Genomic DNA, 19,917 nt, shown 5'->3' on the forward strand with positions numbered 1-19,917 from the left:
GCACTAGGCTACGATGATTTTTCCGACAAAAATGTCTTGGGTCATCTAATATATAAGAGCATTGCGATACCCCCCCCCTACCCCCATGAACTAACGTCACGGACAACGACCAACGTGAAGCAAAGAAGCACGAACCTATGTGCTTGGATCAATCACCACGGAATGGGTGCTAGCTAGCTCCTCTGGTCTGAGCTGGACGGGCGTTTAATTACCCCCACTATGTAGAGAAACAATTGCCCCCACTATCTGCCGTGCAGGCAGCCCATAAGAGAAGACCAAGAACCAAGAACCAAGAACCAAGAACCAAGAACCAAGAACCAAGAACCAAGAACCAAGAACCAAGAACCAAGAACCAAGAACCAAGAATGGATGAGAGGATCATCATCATAGAACAAGAATAAAGATGACCATGATGACCATGATGACCATGATGACCATGATGACCATGATGACCATGATGACCATGATGACCATGATGACCATGATGACCATGATGACCATGATGACCATGATGACCATCGAACTGCCTTAGGAATTGGTCAAGCAAGTAATGGGCCAATCGGCTGCAATTCATGACCTTCATTTAGGGGTAACGAAGTAGGTGGTCATAGGCCACATGATGTACGTTAGGGTATACCTTTGTGGTCATACTGAATGGACAGCCATTAGGTGTACGTAAGACTTGACATACATCAACGGACACCACTATCAACGGACATCAACCTAACGTACACCCAAAGGCCACCATGTCTCAAACCGTTCTCTATGCCCGCGTATCCACCAAAGACCAGAACATCACCCACCAGAAAGACCAAGCAGAGGCTGCTGGGTTCACCATCGACAAGGTAGTGAGTGACCACGGCGTCTCAGGCATCCACACACGCCTTTCTGAGCGGTCTGAGGGCAAGAGGCTGTTCGACATACTCCGGTCTGGAGATGTCCTCGTGGTGCGCTGGGTGGACCGCTTAGGCCGCAACTATGAGGACGTCACCGACACCATCCGAGACTTCATGCGGAGGGGGGTCATTATCAAGACTGTAATCAACAAGATGACCTTCAATGGGGCAACTAGAGACCCCATGCAAGCGGCTGTGAGGGACGCTCTCATTGCCTTCATGGCCGCTACGGCGCAAGCACAATCAGAAGCCACCAAAGAGGCTCAGAGGGCCGGAATCGAGGCCGCTAAGGATGACCAGCAACGGTATCGCGGCAAGAAGCCAAGCTATGATCGCAAGACCTATCAAGCTGTGATAGACCAGCTTGCATTGGGCGAAGGGGCCTCAAGCATCTCCAAGGCTACCGGACTGACCAGACAGACCATCTTGCGCATCAGGGACAAGCCTGAGACCGCTGAAGCTGCGCTAAGCAAGTGGGGCATGTGAGTTCGATGGGGGATTTTGTTTTTTGATTTCTTAAAGGTCACTGCAAAGCTGTTAGTAAGCCTAAAAATACGCCTTGTAGTGAGTTAAAAGAACAATCATTTTCTGCTTGGATAGGTTCTGACATCTCACAGCCCAGACCGGACCTTATCGAAGAACGACGGCCTTGAAACGGACCATGCTTTTACCCGATTTAATGTTAGATCGGGACGACTGACTGTCATGTTCATTCACTCTTCCCCACCCTTGTGGTAAATTTTGTGAGCTAGTCCACAGGCATCCAAATGGAGCTTGTTGTTCTCGTCTCTGGGATTGGTACACGTGATGGTGTCACCAAAAACCTGATCTACAAACAGTATGATTTCTTCAGGGTCGTTTTTGCGCACAACTTGATCGTTCGGTTTGAAGTCATGCATCATTTTGCACCCTTCTTGGAAGCTCTTTTGTCGCGCCATTCTTCGATCTTTTGCGCGGCATCTGGTCCAGCGCTAAGGCCCCACCCCGCACCAATCACCGTGAAGACCGAGGCCCCTGCCATGGCCCCGAATAGGCCGCCAACGATGCCTGTCCCAGCTCCAATAGTAGCTCCAGTCGTAGCTCCTGCAATCATACCTGCGATTCGAGAATTTTTGATGAATTTCATTGTTCTATACTCTTTTTTAAGTGCCTGAATTCAGATCACCCGACTCACCGCTTGATTGCAATAGGCGGTTACTCGATAGCCCCAGAGGCGAGCCCTCAAGTGACGGAAATACGTCAAACCAATGATAGCGATGCTTGCCAGAGTGAAGTCGAAATCTAACAATCCCTTTTCGGAGCAAGATTCGCACAAAAATAATCGGCCAGAAGCACCTACTGCGGCAAAAGGGGCCATAGCTGCCGTTCGTCCACCCTCGGCAATGCTGCAATGCGGTCGTTCATTGCCGACATTCGTTGAAAGCGCAAAGTTCGCCTACGTCAAAAGCTTCACCTTCAAACGCTCGGCTTTAAATTCAGTATTCACTTTGCTTACTCTGCAGGATCATCATCTTCGACACTTACGCTTTCGTAGCTTGGGAAAAGTCCATTCCAAACAATACGTGTTCGCTTCGCACCTATAACTACATCACTTACTTTGCGGCTAAATTCGCGATCTTCTTCCTGCTTGGCAAAATTCTCCATGGAGCCAGTTAGAAGATCTCTAGTGGCATCCTCCGAATGCTTAATGAAGTCCGCAACCCGCTTTCGCCCTAACTTAACAAACGCTGACAAAAGTTGACGGTCTTTGGCATCAAGCGCAGTACACAGAAAATGCCTTACAATACTCTCTTTCTCGCTAGCCATCACCCTATCGCCATCTGTAACAATTCCGACGACGACATTTGGCATCATACGCATTGCGTTTTGCAGACCGTTAGCGGTCACCGAGCGAACACTCTCCCGACACTTACGGAACAGGTCAGAATGGAAACTCTTTGGTATAGTTTGAAAAACGACGTCGAAACTAACTGTCGAAGAGGAAATATCGGTTGTTTCATCTAGGACGTCCGAAACGAAACTTTGGAAAGAAGCCCTAAATTCGGCATCTGGCATAGAAATTTCTGCGATATTTGAATATTCGACAAGTAGAGCAACCTCATGAGAGCTAGCTGCCAGACAAGAAGTCCATTCGTCACCGCCTATCGATTGAAGCTCTTTTTCGACCAGATCGAAGAGATCGCGATAGCCTTCATCGGTTACACTCCTAATTTTTGTCAGTGCACCCAATGGCACATCTTTCAATTTGGTCTTACTATGGTCCTCGGTTTTGTATCTATGTTGGAGTCCCACAATCACTTCGCCAAAATCGTTATCCAACACTCTATCGAGAAAATCAAAGTAACCTAGTAGCGTAGAAAATCCGATAAAGGGTAAGGGAAGAGTTTCAAATGCTTTGCGAACGACACCATCAATTAAGGCGTGTGAAGTATATTGGTCACCATCGATAATCCACTTTGTTACAGCGCTTCGATCTTTAGCATTAGCTGCTACTACGCTGAGTTGCTCGTCAGATAGCTCTAGTTCGCCGTCATAGATTTGCTTGAATCTCTCGTAACCAGCTTTTGCAGTCGCAGTGGGCGGAGCCCCGGCGATGCCTTTTAAAGCAGGCAGTTGCTCGCCGTTCAGCTTTGTACGCGCGAGGAAAAGTGCATGGGCAACGCCCTCGTCACCGTCATTCTCCGTGAATACCTTTCCAAAACCATCGAAAAATACTGAACTTCCAATGATGGGTTCAATATCTAACGAATTACGCACACTTTCGGGAGCCTTGTTCGTCAAGAGAACCAACATCTTTAACAAACTTGAGAATTGCCGAACTTCATGCGTTTCTGCGACTTGCAAGTTCGCAATGATCTTTTGTCCTACTAACAACCATTGGGGGTTTTTCACCGCATTTGCTTCTAGAAGCTCCGAAAACACTTCAAACGCTAAATCGGAGTTCTCGTCTGCAAAATCAACTAAAGGATTCTCGTCTGAATCGCTCTTGGGGACTGGCATTGAGATTGTGCCATGAGTTTTCAATGGAATAGCGTGCTCATGGCAACCATAAGCGCAGCCAAGCAAGAAATCGGGAATGGACGGAAGGGAAACCGTCGCTAGTGCACTTGCAACCATTGGCAGACCTTCATCCGGTGCAAACATTTCCCTAATGTCTCTTAGAAAACTGACCCAATTGCGCCCTATTTCGAAGTCGGCTGGCCCCTCAGTTGTAATGCTATTCAGGGCCTTCACAAGGATAGTGCGAAGGACGCTTGAAACCTTTTCTTCACCACAGTAATTCACCAAAGTGAGGTAGTCAGCGTACTGTTCTTGGACTAAGGCAATCTCTTTGACCCCACGTAACGATAGGCAAAGCCCCTCAATGATTTGGCTTCTCGCGTCCCCGTCGTATTCCTCAAAAAGCATTGCAAAATTACGAATAACTTGACCTAGCTCACCAGAGCTTGCCCATGATCTCTGGCTGTCGGCTATTACTTCACCAACTCTTAGTTCAAAGCCCTTTGATCTCGAAAGAGTTACCAACTCTTCTGCAGAGCTATCCTCAGCGGCATTTAAGATTCTGCTGTCCAAGAGCAGTTCGAGTGCAAGATTACTATCCACATTGTACAGTAGCGCCGCTAGGTTTTCTTCAAGCTGGGCGTCTGGAGCCAAGCGCCGGATTTTCTCATCCAAGAAATCAGAACTTGTAAGCACGTATGGGTCGTCTTCGATTGCCTCACGAAAGCAAATGAACACAGCGACAGTTGTTAGATCATATGTTCCAACGTGCATTCCGAACAAGCCAGTCAACTCGTTAATGAATGCAATGATCTGGCGCGGAGTAAACTGTTTGCTTCGAGCTCCAAAGTGAGAATTAAATATCAAGTAGCAACGGAACAGTTCATCCGCATCATTGTAGTTGGGCAAAGCTTCGGCAATCTTGCTTTCAAAGAATGCGCGCGAGTTTGACATAACTGGTGCAGCAACATGCAATATCTCATCAAACGTCTTTGACAGTAGTTCCCTTCGGACGAATATTCCCTCGTTGTCTAGATTTCCGTCATCATCAAAGGCATTTTTTGGCAATATGTGAGCGCGATCATATGGTACGATTGCTGTAATTTCAGAGTTTTTCTTAACGTTAGAAGAAGTGCTGCTCTTAGTGAAGATCGAGCGCACAGCAGACCAGTAGTCATCTAAGTCCTCTTTTGGAATTCGATCTATGTTATCTAGAACCAGAACGATCTTGTTTTTTGGACCTTGAATTGTCGCCAATATCTCAGTCAACGTTTCTTGGAACTCAAAGTCGTTTGGATCGACTTCACGAATGTGTTGGGTAACCTCTTGGCTTTCGTACTGTTTAGCGCTGATCAAGAGTGTTCGCGACAGCGAGGACCTGAAAGATGGGTCTTTGTCATCGCCAAATGCATACTTGTGGATAGCTCTGAGTAATGTAGCTCCGAGGAATAGATACAAACACCACATGGGGTTGGATTTCAGGAACCCTTCTTCAGTTTCATCAAAGACCTTCTTAGCCCAGAAATAAAATATCGGCAAAAACGGTAAGACTACCAAAACTGCAACACCGTACCAGTCGAGCATTGGATTGTTGTCTGTGGTAAGGTGTTTTGTCTTTCCCTTCACCTTCTTCTCGATCAACTCGAGGTTGGCTCTTTTCTTCGGGAACTCGCGAAGTGACCACGATACAAGGTGTTCGAGAAATGTCCTTCGAAACGCTGTACCTTGAGATTTCCAAATATCAAATGTGAAGAAACTAAAACGGGCTGAAGATCCTTTGTTGCGTTTGTCGAGCAATGACTCCGCCATCTCAACGACACTGGACTTGCCGCTACCCCACGCTCCTTCAAGTCCAATTGCTCGGTCCTCAAATTCGAACTCGGAGATGGCATCGGCTAAAGCCAAAGCAGTTTTGTGATGCCCCTTACCATCAAAAAGGTCTTTCTTGATTGGCGCGTCTATCAAAATCTTACGTTTAAATACTTGCTTATCGCCCAACGCCTTCACCTCGAAATCAAGAATGTAATCTACCTGCCACGAGTAAACCTTTAAGTTGTGTCTCACAATGCTGATCAACTCAATATATTGGGTCTGCCTCCGCATATTATCCTTGATTTCAGCAACACGCCCATCGTTTCGATATGCGCCAGTGAGCAATTTTCAGTGCGGCAGTTGTCCGAAGAATTCTTACCTACCTACACATTTGCTATCCAGCCTCGGAAAGAAGAGGTTGAATCCTACCCTCACCAAAGCGGGTCGCGAGATAATAGCGAAAGCCGTTTGGGTAGGTCCATACCACTCAGTGAGGCAACCGCACATGATGTCTATGTTGAAGGTCCGCTTTTTCTTTGGCCAATCTGAAACTTCATACCTGCAGCGAAAGTCTCCTTCCAGCCAACAGGTTTAGAAAGCACTACACAATCACTACACAACGATCTAAATAGCGCCTTACAGAAACCAATGAAATAAGCGTTTTGCGATGGGTTCGAGTCCTCTTCTGAGCACCTTCTTGTTCGCGATAAGGCTTTTTACGCCCGTGTCTAACAAACACCGCACCAGTCGTTTCAGCAATCAAGTGTAGAAGAGGCATTTCCTCAATGGTGATGCCCTCTTAGATTTCGTCTGACGTCATCCGAAAAGTGCTACAGAGATCCGCTACATTGACACCGACCAGAAGCTCGTATAGCCCTTACAAATAAGGAATTTATGAAACCAGATAGCGCCCCCGCTAGGCTCCACCAACATCCTCAAGACATGCGCGAACTTTGGTTGCCTTCGGTCGGAATAGCTTTGCCTTTTGCCGGACTGGCTCAAGTTGGCAGCCGATGGCCGCCATTTGCAGGCCGCCGATTGGTTCGCGGGACGAATCCCGTTTAAGACTCTAAAAAAACGGTAATTCGCAGAGCCTCGCGCGATCGACGTACCCGCCACGCACGACGTCAACCTCATCACCGACGGTAAGGTCCGTATGGACCAATCCAAATCCGATCATCGCCCCCGCACGTGGCGACCATGCCCCGCAGGTCATGTGCCCAACACCCCTATCGCCCTGCTGAACCGCGTACCAAATCGCATGGCCGGGTCGGCGTTCGGGGTTATCGAAGACGATGCCTACCTGCTGGCGTTTAGCACCTTCAGCCTTAATTTGCCGCAGCGCCTGTATGCCGACCACCTCGTCATCAAGATCCAGATCAACATATTTGCCAAGGCGGACCTCGAACGGGTTGGTCTGGTCATCGGTGTCGCCACCGTAGGACAACAGCCCACTCTCGATCCGTTCGATAGGGCTCGGGTTTCCGGGGCCGATCCCCCATGGTTCACCAGCTTCCTTGGTAATGTTCCACAGATCGGTCCCGCGCGTGCCGTCGCGCAAATAGATTTCAAACCCGCCCTGTTTGGAATAGCCCGAACGCTGGATGATCAGCGGGATGCCGTTGATTTCTGCCGGGGCGAACCAGAAATATTTCAGCGCGCGCACCCATTCACCAAAGACGGACGCGACCACATCTTCGGCTTTGGGGCCCTGCACCGCCATCGGAGAGACATCAGGTTCGCAAATGTCGACGTTTAACCCGCGTTCGGCTGCAATGGCCCGCGCCCACATGAGGATGTTGTTGTCCCCAATAGACAGCCAGAACCGGCCGTCTTCATGTTTAAGCACAACGGGATCGTTAATCAGCACGCCGCGATGGTCGCACATTGGCACATATTTGCCCTTCCCACTTCGATCTTGGACAGGTCCCGTACTGACAAAAGTTGGACCAATCGGGCAGCATCTGGCCCTATGATTTCCACCTGCCGTTCGACGCTGACATCCCATTGCGACACCCCGTTCATTAGACGGTCATATTCGGCATCTGCGTCGCCGTAGGACACCGGCATGAGCATGTTGTTGTAGGGGGAAAAGGCAGTCACGCCTTCCCCAATCGTCGCTTCGTAGAACGGTGACACGCGTAGACGGGTGTTTGGTCCGATTTCAGCCATTGAGGGTGCCTCAGTCGTCAAGTTTTGCGGAATTAAGGGCCGCTTTTTTCAGGAGCGCCCCAAGGGTTGCGCGTTCGTCGGCGCTAAGCGCCGCCAAAACGTCATCTTGCCGGCGGCTCAAATAGCCGCTGATCTTGTCATGCAAAGCCCGACCGTTTGGGGTGATCTTAAGCTTTGTTTGCCGCCCGTCCGACGGGTCAGGGGCGCGGTCCAAATATCCATCGCGCAACATGCGATGCACTGCACGGCTGATCGTGTTGCGCGGGCGGCGTGATATGCGGGCCACGTCTTGTGCCGTGAGAACGTCAAAGTGCGATAGGCAAGCCAGCAGGATGTATTCAGCACGCACGAGGCCAAAGTCCCGTTTGATCTCGGCGTAGGCCGGGAACACGATGGCATTCGCGAGATAGGTGATGCGGTACGCCTCGGGATATTCGATCGTGTCGAATATCCGCGTCAGGTCTGCGTCGTTTGATCTATCCATGATCGGTTGCCCATTGCCAGTTACGCCTGTCCTAGCGCATATTGTTCCAAATGGAACAAAAAATGCAACGATTCCATAGTCGCAATAGGTTGCAATGACGCAAGACCGCAAAAAACTGACCTTACCGCAACTGGCCGAGAAGAAGGCTGCAGGCGGACGGCTGGTTATGGTCGCAGTTGGAGAGGTGTTGACGGCCACGTGAGCCGAACGTGCCGGCGTTGATATTGTTGGTGTCGGCGACAGTCTGGGCATGACTTTGCATGGCCATGAAAATACGCTGGCGATGACCATTGATCAGATGATCATGCACACGCAAGCCGTGCGGCGGGGTGCGCCAAACACCCTGTGTCTCGTGTCGATGCCCTATGGGTCCTACGCGACGCCTGACCTCGCCGTGACGAATGCCGTACGGATGATGAAGGAAAGCGGCGCGGACGCGTTGAAGCTGCAGTTGGGCCGTGAAGGCGCACCCATTATCCGCGCGGTCGCCGATGCAGGCGTTCCGGTGATGAGCCATGTTGGACTGCTGCCCCACAAAGTGCATCAGATGGGCGGCTTTAAGATGCAAGGCCGGACAGCTGAGGCGGCGATGGACATTGTTGCGGATGCCCGCGCGATTGAGGCTGCCGGTGCGATAGGGCTTGAGATTGAGGCGATGCCTTATGAGGTCGGCAAGGCTGTGGATGACGCCGTGGACATCTTCACCTTTTCGATTGGTGCGGGCGTTGCTGGCACATGCCAGTTGCTGAACGGCTACGATCTGCTGGGTGCGTTCGATACGTTTAAGCCCAAGTTCGCCAAGCGCTATGCCAACCTTGCCCAAGACGCCACCGATGCCTTCGCGGCATATGCCGACGACGTGCGTGCGGGACGCTTTCCAGATGCCGAACACAGCTACCAAATGAAACCCGACGAAATCGCGCGTTTTGAGACGCTTTTGAATAGCGAGGATGCGACATGAAAGACGATGCCAACCGGACCAACGGCCAAACGATTCCCAACGGGATGCTTGAGGACAACTATCCCCGCAACATGTGGTGGGTGGCGGCGCACCGCGATGAGGTGACGACGAAACCGCTGGCGCGATGGCTGCTGGAAACACCTGTGGTGCTTTACCGGCTAGAGGATGGCACGCCCGCCGCACTTTATGATCGCTGCCCGCATCGTTGGGCACCGCTGTCTGAAGGACATGTTCGTGACGACAAGATCATCTGCCCCTACCACGGGATGGAGTTCAATACCGCGGGGCGCTGTACCAAAGCACCGACCCAGCACATGAAACCCAAAACCGCCGAAATTCCGTCTTTTGCAGTGCGCGATGCCGGGGCTTATGTCTGGATTTGGATGGGCGATCAGGATGCCATTGATTGTGACCCGCCAGAAGTCGGCTATCAGACAGACCCCGACTGGACGCCAGTGCATGGGTATTACGAGGTCGCAGCCAACTGGATGCTGATCCGCGAGAATGTTTTGGACCTGACGCACATCGCCTTTCTGCATAAGAACACCTTCAAGCAGGACGATTGGATCACGGCGCCCGACACCTACATGGACGGCGAGACAATTTGCTACGAACAGGAATTCGACCTTGCGCCGCTGTCACCGCTGTTCTGCGCAGGCATGGGGCTGCCCGAAGACAAGCCGATCAAGCGGGTGCAAAAGGGACGAATGCCGTCACTGGCCATTTCGTTTTCGGACTGGAATGTGCATGATCCTAACCCAGATGCGGGCAAACGGTCCGATTTCATCGTGCGTGGCTGCCATATCGTGACACCTGCGCAGCGCGGTAAAACGCACTATTTCTGGATGGCCGCGTTTGACGTACCTTCGCTGACAGATGAGGTTGCCGAAAAGACACGCGCGAGCGTGACTGCCGCGTTTGACGAAGACAAACACCTGCTTGAAAAACTGCAAGCCAGCGTTGCCGCCGATCCACGCGGGCTCGACTTCTTAGAAGTGACGCTGGGGGCTGATGGCGCGGGGATCAAGGTTCGGCAAATCCTGAACAAAAAGCTTAAGGCCGAAGGGCGGTCGCTTTCGCGTTGATTGGGTGCGTAGCGCGCATTTAACGGGATCCAACCGGGAACTTCCGATCATAGACCAGCGAAAAGACATAGGTGTACCCAACGACGAAGGTTGTGACGACGATGTCCGTCGATATCGCCTGCAACATGCTGAAATCGAACCACCACATGTAGATCGGAATCGAAGTGATCAGCAGCGACATTTCGAAACCGACGGCATGCAGGATTCGGCCCATGGTCGAACGGTCGGACGCAACGCGGCCCGATTTGGCGTCAAACCTGTCAAAGACCCAATTATAAATCAGCCCCATCACCATTGCCTTTAGCACAAGAATGACCCCGAGCACGCCAACTTCGGCGATGCTTTTATCCAAGAGCAAGGCACCGGCGGGCACGAGAATTGCCATGAGGATAACTTCAAAGGCCACCGTGTATTGAACGCGTTCGCGCCCGCTGCGCAAAGCCGTGTTGTTAGCCATTTGCCAAGCTCCTGTTTTGTATTGCCGCCCGCAATATGTCAGGCACGGCGCGCTGGTAGTTCAGTTGATCGCCGTTTGCGATCAAAGCGTCTTTGTCCGATGTGATTTGTGTCGTTGGGCGGTCGTTGTCGTTATTTTGTGTTGAATGGCGTCAGGGCGATGTCGCCGAATTGGCCCGCATAGGCATGAACCGCAGGCGAACCGCCAAGATGCATCAGCAGGATTTTCGCGTCCGACGCGAACCGGTTCTGTGCGGCCAGATCCAGAAGACCGCGGATCGCGCGGCCTTCGTAAACCGGATCGGCGATAAGCCCTTCTGTGGTGGCCATCAGGCGAATACCCTCTTTGATCGCATCATCGGCATAGCCGTAGTCAGCATCGTTTGAGGCAATCACCGTGACATCATTTTCCTCAACCAGCTCGGGCAATTCTAAGACCGCGAGGGCTTCGTTCGCTAACTCGCGGACCCGCCGCGTTTTGATTGCTGTCTCGCCGTCATCGGCGATCCCGATAATCTTGGTTGGGACGCCGAGCGCCTTGAAGCCAGCAACCAGACCCGCCTGCGTGCTGCTCGATCCCGTCGTATGAACCAAGTGGTCGAAGAACACGCCAGTCTGCTGCATTTGCATCGCTAGTTCGATGGCGCAGTTCATGTACCCCATACTGCCAAGGGGGTGTTCCGATGCACCCCCAGGTATCAGGTAGGGTCGATGACCCTGCGCGCGTAAATGAGCCATGAATTCTTCCAGCGGTCCCTGATCTTCGATCGGGCGTTCTGTTTCGTCGATATACAGCTCTGCCCCCAACATATGGCTCAGCAGTATGTTGCCCACATGACGGTAATTCGGGCCTGCGTCCTTGGTCCAAGCGCAATGCAGCAACGCGCATTTCATGCCCGCTTTGGCGGCTGCCGCTGCAGTCTGGCGGGTGTGGTTGGACTGGATTGCACCAACAGTCACCAGCATATCGCACCCTTTGCCCAGCGCGTCCCCTGTCAGAAATTCGAGTTTACGTGTCTTATTTCCGCCCCCTTCAAGTCCGGACAGATCATCGCGTTTCATCCACAATTCAGGACCGTTCAGCAGTTGGCCAAAATTGCGCAGTGGGTGCAACGGCGTTGGCAGTTGCGCCAACGCGAACCTTGGTAGTCTGGACAGGCGTGTAGTTAGATCAAGGATAAGGGATTCATCGAACATATCGAAACCTTTGGCCAGCATGGAGGGTGGTGCATTCCAAATTTTACTATCTGTTTTTTGCTGCGATCCAGTTAGTATCTGTCTGAAAATCAGACAGGTTAGACATGCCGAATACAGAAATCCTGCGTGCTTTTGTCTATGCGGCTGACCTTGGATCGTTCTCCGCAGCGGCGCGGCGTCTGGGCAGAGCCCATTCAGCAGTTTCGACCGCGATTGCGAATCTTGAAATTGATTGTGGCGTTCCGCTTTTTGATCGCAGCGGGCGCAGCCCCATCCTGACCCCTCAAGGGCAAGCTCTGCTACCGCATGCACGCGGCGTTCTTCTGGGTACGACCGAGTTCATGGCGATGGCAAATTCCATGGCCGAAGGGATCGAGACCCACGTGTCCCTTTCGGTCGAAAAAGGCATTAGTACAGAACCGCTTATGCCCTTGCTTCGCGCGTTCACACAGCGGTTCAGTTCGGTTTCACTGGAAGTCACGACGCCCAGCTCCAACGATTCAGCCGACATGCTACGCAACGGCAGAACAGATATCGGCCTTATGGCGGAACAAGAGGGTTACCCGACTGGCCTGCAATTTCGCGGACTTGGCTATTCTAAACTGATCCCGGTCTGCGCACCTGACCATGCGTTGGCGCAGAACGATGACGCCTCTTATCGTGACCTACGGCGCCATAGACAAATCCTGCGCCACAAAGATCCGGTCAAAGGAACATCACAGCAAAACGAAAAGAAGAGCGCCGCAGTTTGGCACGCGGAAGATCCCGATTTGATCATCGACTTTGTCCGTGCCGGATTTGGTTGGGCCGAATTGCCACTATCGCTCGTCAAGCAACCGATTGAACGCAAAGAACTCGTTCGGCTCAATTATGCGTTTCAGCAAAACGACCTACTGGAAGGCATTGATCTGGTTTGGACCGAACGACGGGCATTGGGGGTCGCCGGGCAATGGCTGCGGGATGAAATGCTAAAGTTTCCTCAAACGACTTGGTTGGAAGAACCGTTCTAAGGCCGATGCTTTTACCCGCCTCAGCTATTATCTCGCGTCGAAGATCTCGCGCGAGGCTTGAACATCTGCATGGCGATGTGCCGCCCATTCGGTCAGGCCGCGCAGCAATGGCAATAATTCTTCTCCGAGGGCGGTCAACGTGTAACGCACCGCAACAGGTGGTCCCGGATCGACATCACGACGCAGGTAGCCGTCGCGTTCCAGACTGCGCAGGTTCTCGGTCAGGACGCGCTGTGTGACGTCGCCAATCGTGCGTTTCAACTCACCGAAACGGAGCGTCCCGTCTTCCAAGGCTAGGACAATCAGCACCTGCCATTTACCCGTGACTTTCGACAGCACCTGCCGGACCGGACAATTCGCAGCATCATCTTTGGTCAGCGCGGTTACGTTAAGCATACTTGGTTCCTAAATAGTGCGTAATTGATACTAGGTGCGAATTTGATACCAATATTTGCATAACGAATCAATTGTCATAAAGGAACAGAAAATGACACCTACAGACCTAGTTCTGGCTGCAGTCGCAGCTATCTTCGTCGACACAGATGTTGATGCCGCCCGCGCGCTTGTTGCCCCCGATTATATTCAACACAACGTCGCCGTGCCGACAGGGGCGGATCCGATCCTTGGCTTCATTCCCGCATTGGAAGAAAGCGGGATCGCACTGACGACCCACCGCGTGATCACCGAGGGTGACATGGTTGTTTTGCACAACACTTACGATAACGCTCAGGCGCTTGGGGCTGAAACTCTGGTGGCGTTTGATGTCTTCCGCGTGGATGACGGCCAAGTGGTTGAACACTGGGACAATCTTCAGGTGCCCCCCGCCGCAACGGTTTCAGGACGTTCGATGACCGATGGCCCGACCGACGTCGTTGACCTTGAACAGACAGCTGCGAACAAGGCGCTAGTCGAAGGGTTTGTGAAGGATGTGCTGCAAGGTGGCGCGCCGGAACGCATTACGGACTATGTTTCGACCGAAACCTATTTGCAGCATAACCCAATGGTTGGTGACGGACTTGATGGTCTTGGTGCGGCCCTAGCGGCGATGGCAGAGGCCGGACAGGCAATGGCCTATGCGGAAACGCATATCGTGGTGGCGGAAGGCAACTTTGTCTTCGCGGCATCAGAAGGCACGATCGGCGAAACACCGACCGCGTTCTTTGATCTGTTCCGCGTCGAGAATGGCCTAATCGTGGAACATTGGGACACGGTTTCCGAAATTCCAGCAGATATGCCCCACGACAACGGCAAGTTCTGAACCACGACGGATGCGGCTTCGGATTTCCGGGGCCGCATCTGCCAAAGAAGATAAGTCATTGAACAGTCGACCTGCCTGATTTCGAAATAGACGACTCGAAGCAAAGGCACGCTTGGTCAGCCCCCCAAACAAAAAAGGCCGTAGCGGATGCTACGGCCTTTCCAGTAATCATATGAAGAACGATTAGTTCTTCGCGTAGAATTCGACCACGAGGTTTGGTTCCATCGCGACTGGGTAAGGAACGTCGCCCAGTGTTGGTGTGCGTGTGAATTCACAAGTCATTTTGTTGTGGTCAACAGCCATGTAGTCAGGCACGTCGCGCTCTGGCAATTGGGATGCCACGAGAACGATTTCCAACTGACGGGACTTGTCGCGCACTGCGATCACGTCGCCTTCGGACACACGGTAAGACGCGATGTTCACTTTCTTGCCGTTCACTGTCACGTGGCCGTGGTTCACGAACTGACGTGCTGCGAAGATTGTTGGAACAAACTTGGCGCGGTACACAACAGCGTCCAAACGACGCTCAAGCAAACCGATCAAGTTTTCACCAGTGTCGCCTTTTACACGCTCAGCTTCGGCGTAGATGCGGCGGAATTGCTTCTCTGTCAGGTCGCCGTAGTAACCCTTCAGTTTTTGCTTCGCACGCAGCTGGATACCGAAGTCGGACAATTTGCCCTTGCGGCGCTGACCGTGCTGGCCGGGGCCGTATTCGCGACGGTTCACTGGGGACTTAGGACGGCCCCAGATGTTTTCGCCCATACGGCGGTCAATTTTGTACTTGGCAGCGGTACGTTTAGTCATACGCTGATCTCCTTCGTTATATGCGCCCCGAAAGGCATGAAGGGCGTTGTCCTTTTTGCGGATTTTGCCGCAATGACAGGGTTCCTCTTGCGAGGTCCACCAACACCAATGAATGGGCGGCTTATAGAGGTGCGCCAGACAGAGTCAACGGCTACTTGCGCCCATATGAAATTAGCGTCAAGTGTGGCGTCATGACTGACCAGAACACCCCCCGATTACTAGATTTTATTGGTGCATTTGCCACAGGCGGCCTGCTGACCTTGATGGTCTGGTTCAACGGCACATTGGCGGTCACCGGATCGCTGCTGTTTGCGTCTTGGGTCCCGCATGTGACCGGATCGCTTTTGGCCATTATTGTATTGCTAGCGATGCGTCCGAAGAAGGCCAAACCAACGGTCAAAGTTCCATGGTGGGCTTATCTTGGTGGCATATCGGGTGCTGTCACTGTCATGCTGACATCGGCCACGATGAATTCGGCACTGGCGATTTCGGGCACGATTGCGTTGGGTTTGGCTGGGCAAATGGTCTTTAGTCTTGTGGCTGACAAATGGGGGATGATGGGACTGCCGCAGCGCAATCCGACCGCCCGCGACATGCTGGCGCTGGGGTTGATCATGGCTGGATCGGTCATTCTTATCTTCTTCGGGGGCGTATAGATGCTTGGTTTCGCAGCACTCGCCGTCTTGGGTGGCGCATTGGTATCGTTGAGCCGTCAGATCAACGGCAGCTTGTCGATGTACACATCCGCCCTGCATTCATCCTATTGGAACCACGTGGTTGGTTTTGCCTTTATCACTGCAGTTGGGATCGCCTTTGGCGGTTTGTTCACGGGTGATCCGTGGGGTGCGCCATGGTGGGCCTATCTTGGCGGTCCGATCGGTTTTGTGTTTATCGCCGCTTCCAGTTGGGCTGTGCTGAAGATTGGTGCCGCGCAAACGGCGATGCTGATTATCGCAGGTCAGATGATTTCGGGCGTCGCTGTCGATATCGCATTGGGCACTGCGGGTAACACGACCACGCGGATTGTTGGGGTCGCATTCATTCTTGCGGGTATGCTTGTCGCCCGATCTGGTGCTAAACCTAAAACTAATGGGACATAACGACGGAATACAACGATGATAGACGCTACGGTTGCCGTGATTGGATTGGGGTCGATGGGATACGGCATCGCATCATCCGCCCGTAAAGCTGGGCTTCAAGTACACGGCTTTGACGTCAACGAAGCCCAAGTCACACGGTTCCAATCTGAAGGCGGCGCGCCAGGCACGCTTGCCGAAGTGGCCCCGACCCTATCCGCTGCTGTGATTGTCGTCCTGAATGCCGCCCAAACCGAAACCGTCTTGTTCGGCGACGACGGCATCGTGCCTAAGATGCAAGCGGGCAGCGTTGTGATCGGATGCGCGACTGTTCCTCCTGCCTTTGCCCGCGACATGGCCAAACGGTGTGCCGGACACGGTGTCCATTATCTGGACGCCCCGATTTCCGGTGGCTCTGTCAAAGCCGCGAACGGGGCGCTAAGCGTGATGGCCTCTGGCACGCCTGACGCTTTCCTGAGCGCAGCCCCCATTCTTGATGCGACTGCTGAAAAGGTCTTTCGTCTTGGTGATACCGCTGGTGCCGGATCTGCAATGAAAGCGGTGAACCAGCTTCTGGCTGGCGTTCATATTGCCGCGATGGCCGAAGCCATGACGTTCGGGATAAGCCAAGGGGTCAGCGCTGAGGATTTCATGGAAGTGATCCCCGAATGTGCAGGTACGTCATGGATGCTAGAAAATCGTGGACCGCATATTGTCGACGGCGATTACACGCCCCATTCCAGCGTGAACATTTGGCCAAAAGATCTGGGCATCGTGCTGGATATTGCGAAGGAAACGAGCTTTGACGCCCCAATTACCACTGCGGCACTGAAACAGTTCGCCGCGGCAGCCGAAGCAGGGCTAGGTGGTGAAGACGACGCCGCAGTCGCCAAAGTTTATGCAGCCCAAGCCGGCCTTGATCTGCCGAAGGGCGGTTAAGCGATGTCGGACACCCAGCTTCGCGAACAGATGTGCCTGCTCGCCAAATCGCTATTTGACCGTGGTCTCACCGGCGGCAGTACGGGCAACATTTCGGCCCGCACCGACGACGGCGGACTTTTGGTATCCCCGACGGGCACCAGTTTTGGCAGGCTTGATCCGGGTCGGTTGTCACGTTTCGACGCTAAGGGCGTCCTGATTGCGGGCGATCAACCGACCAAAGAAATGTCGCTGCACAGTGCGTTCTACGATACCCGCAGCAGCGCTGGTGCCGTTGTTCATCTGCACGCCTGCCATTCGGTTGCGTGGTCGATGATGCCTGATGCGGACCCCGATAATTTCCTGCCGCCACTGACCCCTTACGCGATCATGAAATTGGGGAAAGTAAAACTACTTCCGTTCTTTATGCCCGGTGATCCGGCGATGGGTGATGCGGTACGCGGACTGGCAGGCAAACGATCTGCGGTCATGCTGGCCAACCACGGCCCCGTTGTGGCTGGCAAAGACGTTGAGGCGGCGTGCAACGCGATTGAGGAACTCGAAGATACGGCAAGGCTGGCGATGATGATGCGCGGCATATCTGCGCGCGCGTTGACGGATGCCCAAGTCCAAGACCTTGTCACCAAGTTTGATGTGGAGTGGGACGATTGACGCAGTTTTCAGCGAACCTTGGCTTTCTCTGGACGGACTTGGCGCTTCCCGATGCTATTCACGCAGCGAAATCTGCGGGGTTTGAAGCCGTTGAATGCCATTGGCCTTATGCGGTTGATCCTGCGGATGTGAAAGCAGCGCTAGATGCCACGGGTCTGCGGATGCTGGGTCTAAATACAGATCGCGGTGATGTGGCAGGTGGAGACAATGGTTTATCCGCCCTGCCCGACCGCATCGATGAAGCTCGCGCCGCGATTGATCAGGCTATTGCTTACGCCGTACAAATTGGATGCGGTGCCGTGCATGTCATGGCCGGATTTGCGGCCGGGAGCGCGGCACACGATTGCTTTGTGGCGAACCTGAAATACGCGGCGACTCAGGCGGCAGCCCATGACATCACGATCCTGATTGAGCCGCTTAATCGCTACGATGCACCCGGCTATTTCCTGACCACCACGACGCAGGCAATAGCGATTATTGACGCTGTGAACGCACCTAATCTCAAGCTGATGTTCGACTGCTATCATGTTCAGTTGATGGAAGGTGATTTGACGCATCGACTGGCGTCCCTGTTGCCCAAGATCGGGCATATCCAATTTGCGGGCGTGCCCGCACGTGGCAGACCAGATGAAGGTGAAGTCGCCTATAAACACGTGTTCAAGGCCATCGCGGACCTGGGATACACCGCGCCGTTGGGGGCAGAATACAAACCCGGTGGCGATACCGATCAAACCTTAGGTTGGATGGATACGCTGCGCTAAAAATGCGCAAAGCGGGGCCATAAATGCGGCTGGATCTTCCATCAAACCAAGGTGCTGAAGGCGCGGCACAATAATTGTCTGCGCGCCCGCAATTTCCGCCGCAATGTCGCGCGCCATCTGCGGGGTACTGCCGCTATCGTTTTCGCAGGTCATCACCAAAGCAGGCGCCGTGATCGGCGGCTTTGGGGCAATCAGTTCACGAACACCATTGGCCAGTACCCAAGCAGTTTGCGCATAGCATTCGGCGTCCACCTGTTCGCGCCAGTCACGCACATGTCGGGGTCCTTCCCCTGTCATCAGATAATCGGGCGTGAACCACCGCTTCAGAGCAGCGTCAAAAGTTGCAAACGCCCCTTGTTCACGCACGGCTTTGGCGCGCGCTTCTACCGCATCCTGCGCCGCTGCACCGCGATTATGGGGGGAATTCATGATCACGACCGACGCAATTTTGTCGGGAAAATCCAGCGCAAAGCGTCGATTGATCATGCCACCAATTGAAAACCCTACAATGTGCGCTTGGACCATCCCGACATGATCCATCAGATCCGCCAGTTGTTGCGCAAACACCCGCAATGAAAGCGGTTCTTTCGCAGATCTGCTTTCACCGTGACCGTAAAGATCGTAGCGCAAGACGCGACAGCCTGTCAGGGCGGGCAAGTGACTGTCCCACAGCCGCCGCGACAGACCAAGACCGTGGATCAACACGACTGTAGGCCCTTCGCCGCTTAGATCGAAAGCAGTTCCATCTGGCGCGACCTCAGACACCCGCCGGGTTCTCCACATCGCCACCCATTTCCGCGATATCTTGATAGCGATTGCCGATCCTGTGGTTCGGGTGTCCCCCAATCGACGCGCCGAGCGCCATGATGATTTCATCTTCTGAGGGCGCGTCCTGCACTGACACATGGATCGTTTGGTAATGCGACCGCTGCCCCCCATCATCCTTGTGCATCAGTGGAATCATCAACGACGTCCCAGCCGCCCCTCGCGTGTTCGAAAAGACCAGATATGACTGCGCATTGACCGCGCGCCGATAGGCATTCCCGAACCAAAGCGTGTGCGTTAACGCTTGGGCGTGTTCCAGTTCACCGCCCATACCAACGACGGACGCCTTCCCGTACCCTTCGACTTTGTCGCCTGCCACGTCCAGAATCATGTCCGTCAAAAGTTGCCCCAGTTCCGGACCGACATCACGAATGACGGGGCGCAAATCTTCGACATGACCCTGCCCGAACCACGGGTTCTTGATGATCGCCATGGCGGTGATCAATTTTGTTGGAACAGGCGGCGCCTTCCAGCCTTCAATGAATGTAGTCTGGATATTCGTGATGGTACGGCGAATTTCAGCGGGCATG

Annotated in this window: 19 protein-coding genes and 1 pseudogene; 10 read left to right on the plus strand and 10 right to left on the minus strand. The window is 53.2% G+C overall.

Translation table 11 applies throughout. The annotated features are described in order from the left end of the window. Positions 1–746: 746 nt before the first annotated feature. Positions 747–1,382: a recombinase family protein gene (locus K3729_16775; protein ID UWQ99039.1), complete on the plus strand. Its 636-nt coding sequence runs from the start codon at positions 747–749 to the stop codon at positions 1,380–1,382. A gap of 412 nt (positions 1,383–1,794) precedes the next feature. Here K3729_16775 and K3729_16780 read toward each other — a convergent pair whose 3' ends face one another. From K3729_16780 to K3729_16795, 4 genes and pseudogenes are all read right to left on the minus strand, one after another. Then, positions 1,795–2,022 carry a hypothetical protein gene (locus tag K3729_16780; GenBank protein ID UWQ99040.1) on the minus strand — a complete coding sequence of 76 codons (228 nt, stop codon included), beginning with the start codon at positions 2,020–2,022 and terminating at the stop codon, positions 1,795–1,797. 365 nt (positions 2,023–2,387) lie between these two features. Beyond that, complete coding sequence (locus K3729_16785) at positions 2,388–5,894, minus strand: KAP family NTPase (protein UWQ99041.1); 3,507 nt, start codon at positions 5,892–5,894, stop codon at positions 2,388–2,390. Between the two features lie 883 nt (positions 5,895–6,777). Continuing rightward, positions 6,778–7,880, minus strand: a pseudogene (locus K3729_16790) (glycine cleavage system protein T). Between the two features lie 10 nt (positions 7,881–7,890). Further along, positions 7,891–8,364 (minus strand): MarR family transcriptional regulator, encoded by a 474-nt coding sequence (locus K3729_16795; protein UWQ99042.1) that lies wholly within the window; start codon positions 8,362–8,364, stop codon positions 7,891–7,893. Positions 8,365–8,614: 250 nt separating this feature from the next. Between K3729_16795 and panB the strand changes: the two genes are divergently transcribed. Together panB and K3729_16805 are read left to right on the plus strand one after the other, a co-directional pair. Then, on the plus strand, positions 8,615–9,325 hold the full coding sequence (panB, locus tag K3729_16800) for a 3-methyl-2-oxobutanoate hydroxymethyltransferase (GenBank protein UWR01107.1): 711 nt from the start codon (positions 8,615–8,617) through the stop codon (positions 9,323–9,325). Beyond that, entirely contained in the window at positions 9,322–10,410 is a 1,089-nt protein-coding gene (locus K3729_16805; protein ID UWQ99043.1) for an aromatic ring-hydroxylating dioxygenase subunit alpha, read from the plus strand. Before panB ends, K3729_16805 begins: the two co-directional genes overlap by 4 nt. A 19-nt stretch (positions 10,411–10,429) precedes the next feature. On the opposite strand, the gene K3729_16810 is transcribed toward K3729_16805, so the two are convergent. After that, on the minus strand, positions 10,430–10,867 hold the full coding sequence (locus K3729_16810) for a PACE efflux transporter (GenBank protein ID UWQ99044.1): 438 nt from the start codon (positions 10,865–10,867) through the stop codon (positions 10,430–10,432). 131 nt (positions 10,868–10,998) lie between these two features. Beyond that, positions 10,999–12,063, minus strand: coding sequence for a D-cysteine desulfhydrase family protein (locus tag K3729_16815; protein UWQ99045.1), 1,065 nt, complete (start codon positions 12,061–12,063; stop codon positions 10,999–11,001). Positions 12,064–12,167: 104 nt separating this feature from the next. Here K3729_16815 and K3729_16820 point away from each other — a divergent pair, with 104 nt between their 5' ends. After that, positions 12,168–13,073, plus strand: coding sequence for a LysR family transcriptional regulator (locus K3729_16820; GenBank protein UWQ99046.1), 906 nt, complete (start codon positions 12,168–12,170; stop codon positions 13,071–13,073). A 27-nt stretch (positions 13,074–13,100) separates the two neighbouring features. Here K3729_16820 and K3729_16825 read toward each other — a convergent pair whose 3' ends face one another. After that, a complete protein-coding gene (locus K3729_16825; protein ID UWQ99047.1) occupies positions 13,101–13,469 on the minus strand; it encodes a helix-turn-helix transcriptional regulator in 369 nt (122 codons plus the stop codon). Between the two features lie 91 nt (positions 13,470–13,560). Here K3729_16825 and K3729_16830 point away from each other — a divergent pair, with 91 nt between their 5' ends. Beyond that, on the plus strand, positions 13,561–14,331 hold the full coding sequence (locus K3729_16830) for a nuclear transport factor 2 family protein (GenBank protein ID UWQ99048.1): 771 nt from the start codon (positions 13,561–13,563) through the stop codon (positions 14,329–14,331). A gap of 183 nt (positions 14,332–14,514) precedes the next feature. Here K3729_16830 and rpsD read toward each other — a convergent pair whose 3' ends face one another. Next, positions 14,515–15,135, minus strand: a complete 621-nt coding sequence (rpsD, locus tag K3729_16835) for a 30S ribosomal protein S4 (GenBank protein ID UWQ99049.1) — start codon at positions 15,133–15,135, stop codon at positions 14,515–14,517. 191 nt (positions 15,136–15,326) lie between these two features. On the opposite strand from rpsD, the gene K3729_16840 reads away from it, so the two are divergent. The 5 genes from K3729_16840 to K3729_16860 are packed head-to-tail and all read left to right on the plus strand — an operon-like array spanning position 15,327 to position 18,562. After that, positions 15,327–15,791: a DMT family transporter gene (locus K3729_16840; protein ID UWQ99050.1), complete on the plus strand. Its 465-nt coding sequence runs from the start codon at positions 15,327–15,329 to the stop codon at positions 15,789–15,791. Beyond that, positions 15,792–16,235 (plus strand): DMT family transporter, encoded by a 444-nt coding sequence (locus K3729_16845; protein UWQ99051.1) that lies wholly within the window; start codon positions 15,792–15,794, stop codon positions 16,233–16,235. Between the two features lie 15 nt (positions 16,236–16,250). Then, positions 16,251–17,150: an NAD-binding protein gene (locus K3729_16850; protein ID UWQ99052.1), complete on the plus strand. Its 900-nt coding sequence runs from the start codon at positions 16,251–16,253 to the stop codon at positions 17,148–17,150. A gap of 3 nt (positions 17,151–17,153) precedes the next feature. Further along, positions 17,154–17,801: an aldolase gene (locus K3729_16855; GenBank protein ID UWQ99053.1), complete on the plus strand. Its 648-nt coding sequence runs from the start codon at positions 17,154–17,156 to the stop codon at positions 17,799–17,801. Beyond that, positions 17,798–18,562: a TIM barrel protein gene (locus K3729_16860; GenBank protein UWQ99054.1), complete on the plus strand. Its 765-nt coding sequence runs from the start codon at positions 17,798–17,800 to the stop codon at positions 18,560–18,562. The genes K3729_16855 and K3729_16860 overlap by 4 nt, the downstream gene beginning before the upstream one ends. Here the strand turns inward: K3729_16860 and K3729_16865 are convergent. After that, positions 18,536–19,345, minus strand: a complete 810-nt coding sequence (locus tag K3729_16865; GenBank protein UWQ99055.1) for an alpha/beta fold hydrolase — start codon at positions 19,343–19,345, stop codon at positions 18,536–18,538. The two genes, K3729_16860 and K3729_16865, sit on opposite strands and share 27 nt — an antisense overlap. Then, positions 19,320–19,916: an amino acid synthesis family protein gene (locus tag K3729_16870; GenBank protein UWQ99056.1), complete on the minus strand. Its 597-nt coding sequence runs from the start codon at positions 19,914–19,916 to the stop codon at positions 19,320–19,322. The genes K3729_16865 and K3729_16870 overlap by 26 nt, the downstream gene beginning before the upstream one ends. Position 19,917 lies beyond the last annotated feature (1 nt).

The organism is Rhodobacteraceae bacterium S2214, assembly GCA_025141675.1.
Lineage (GTDB): Bacteria > Pseudomonadota > Alphaproteobacteria > Rhodobacterales > Rhodobacteraceae > Yoonia.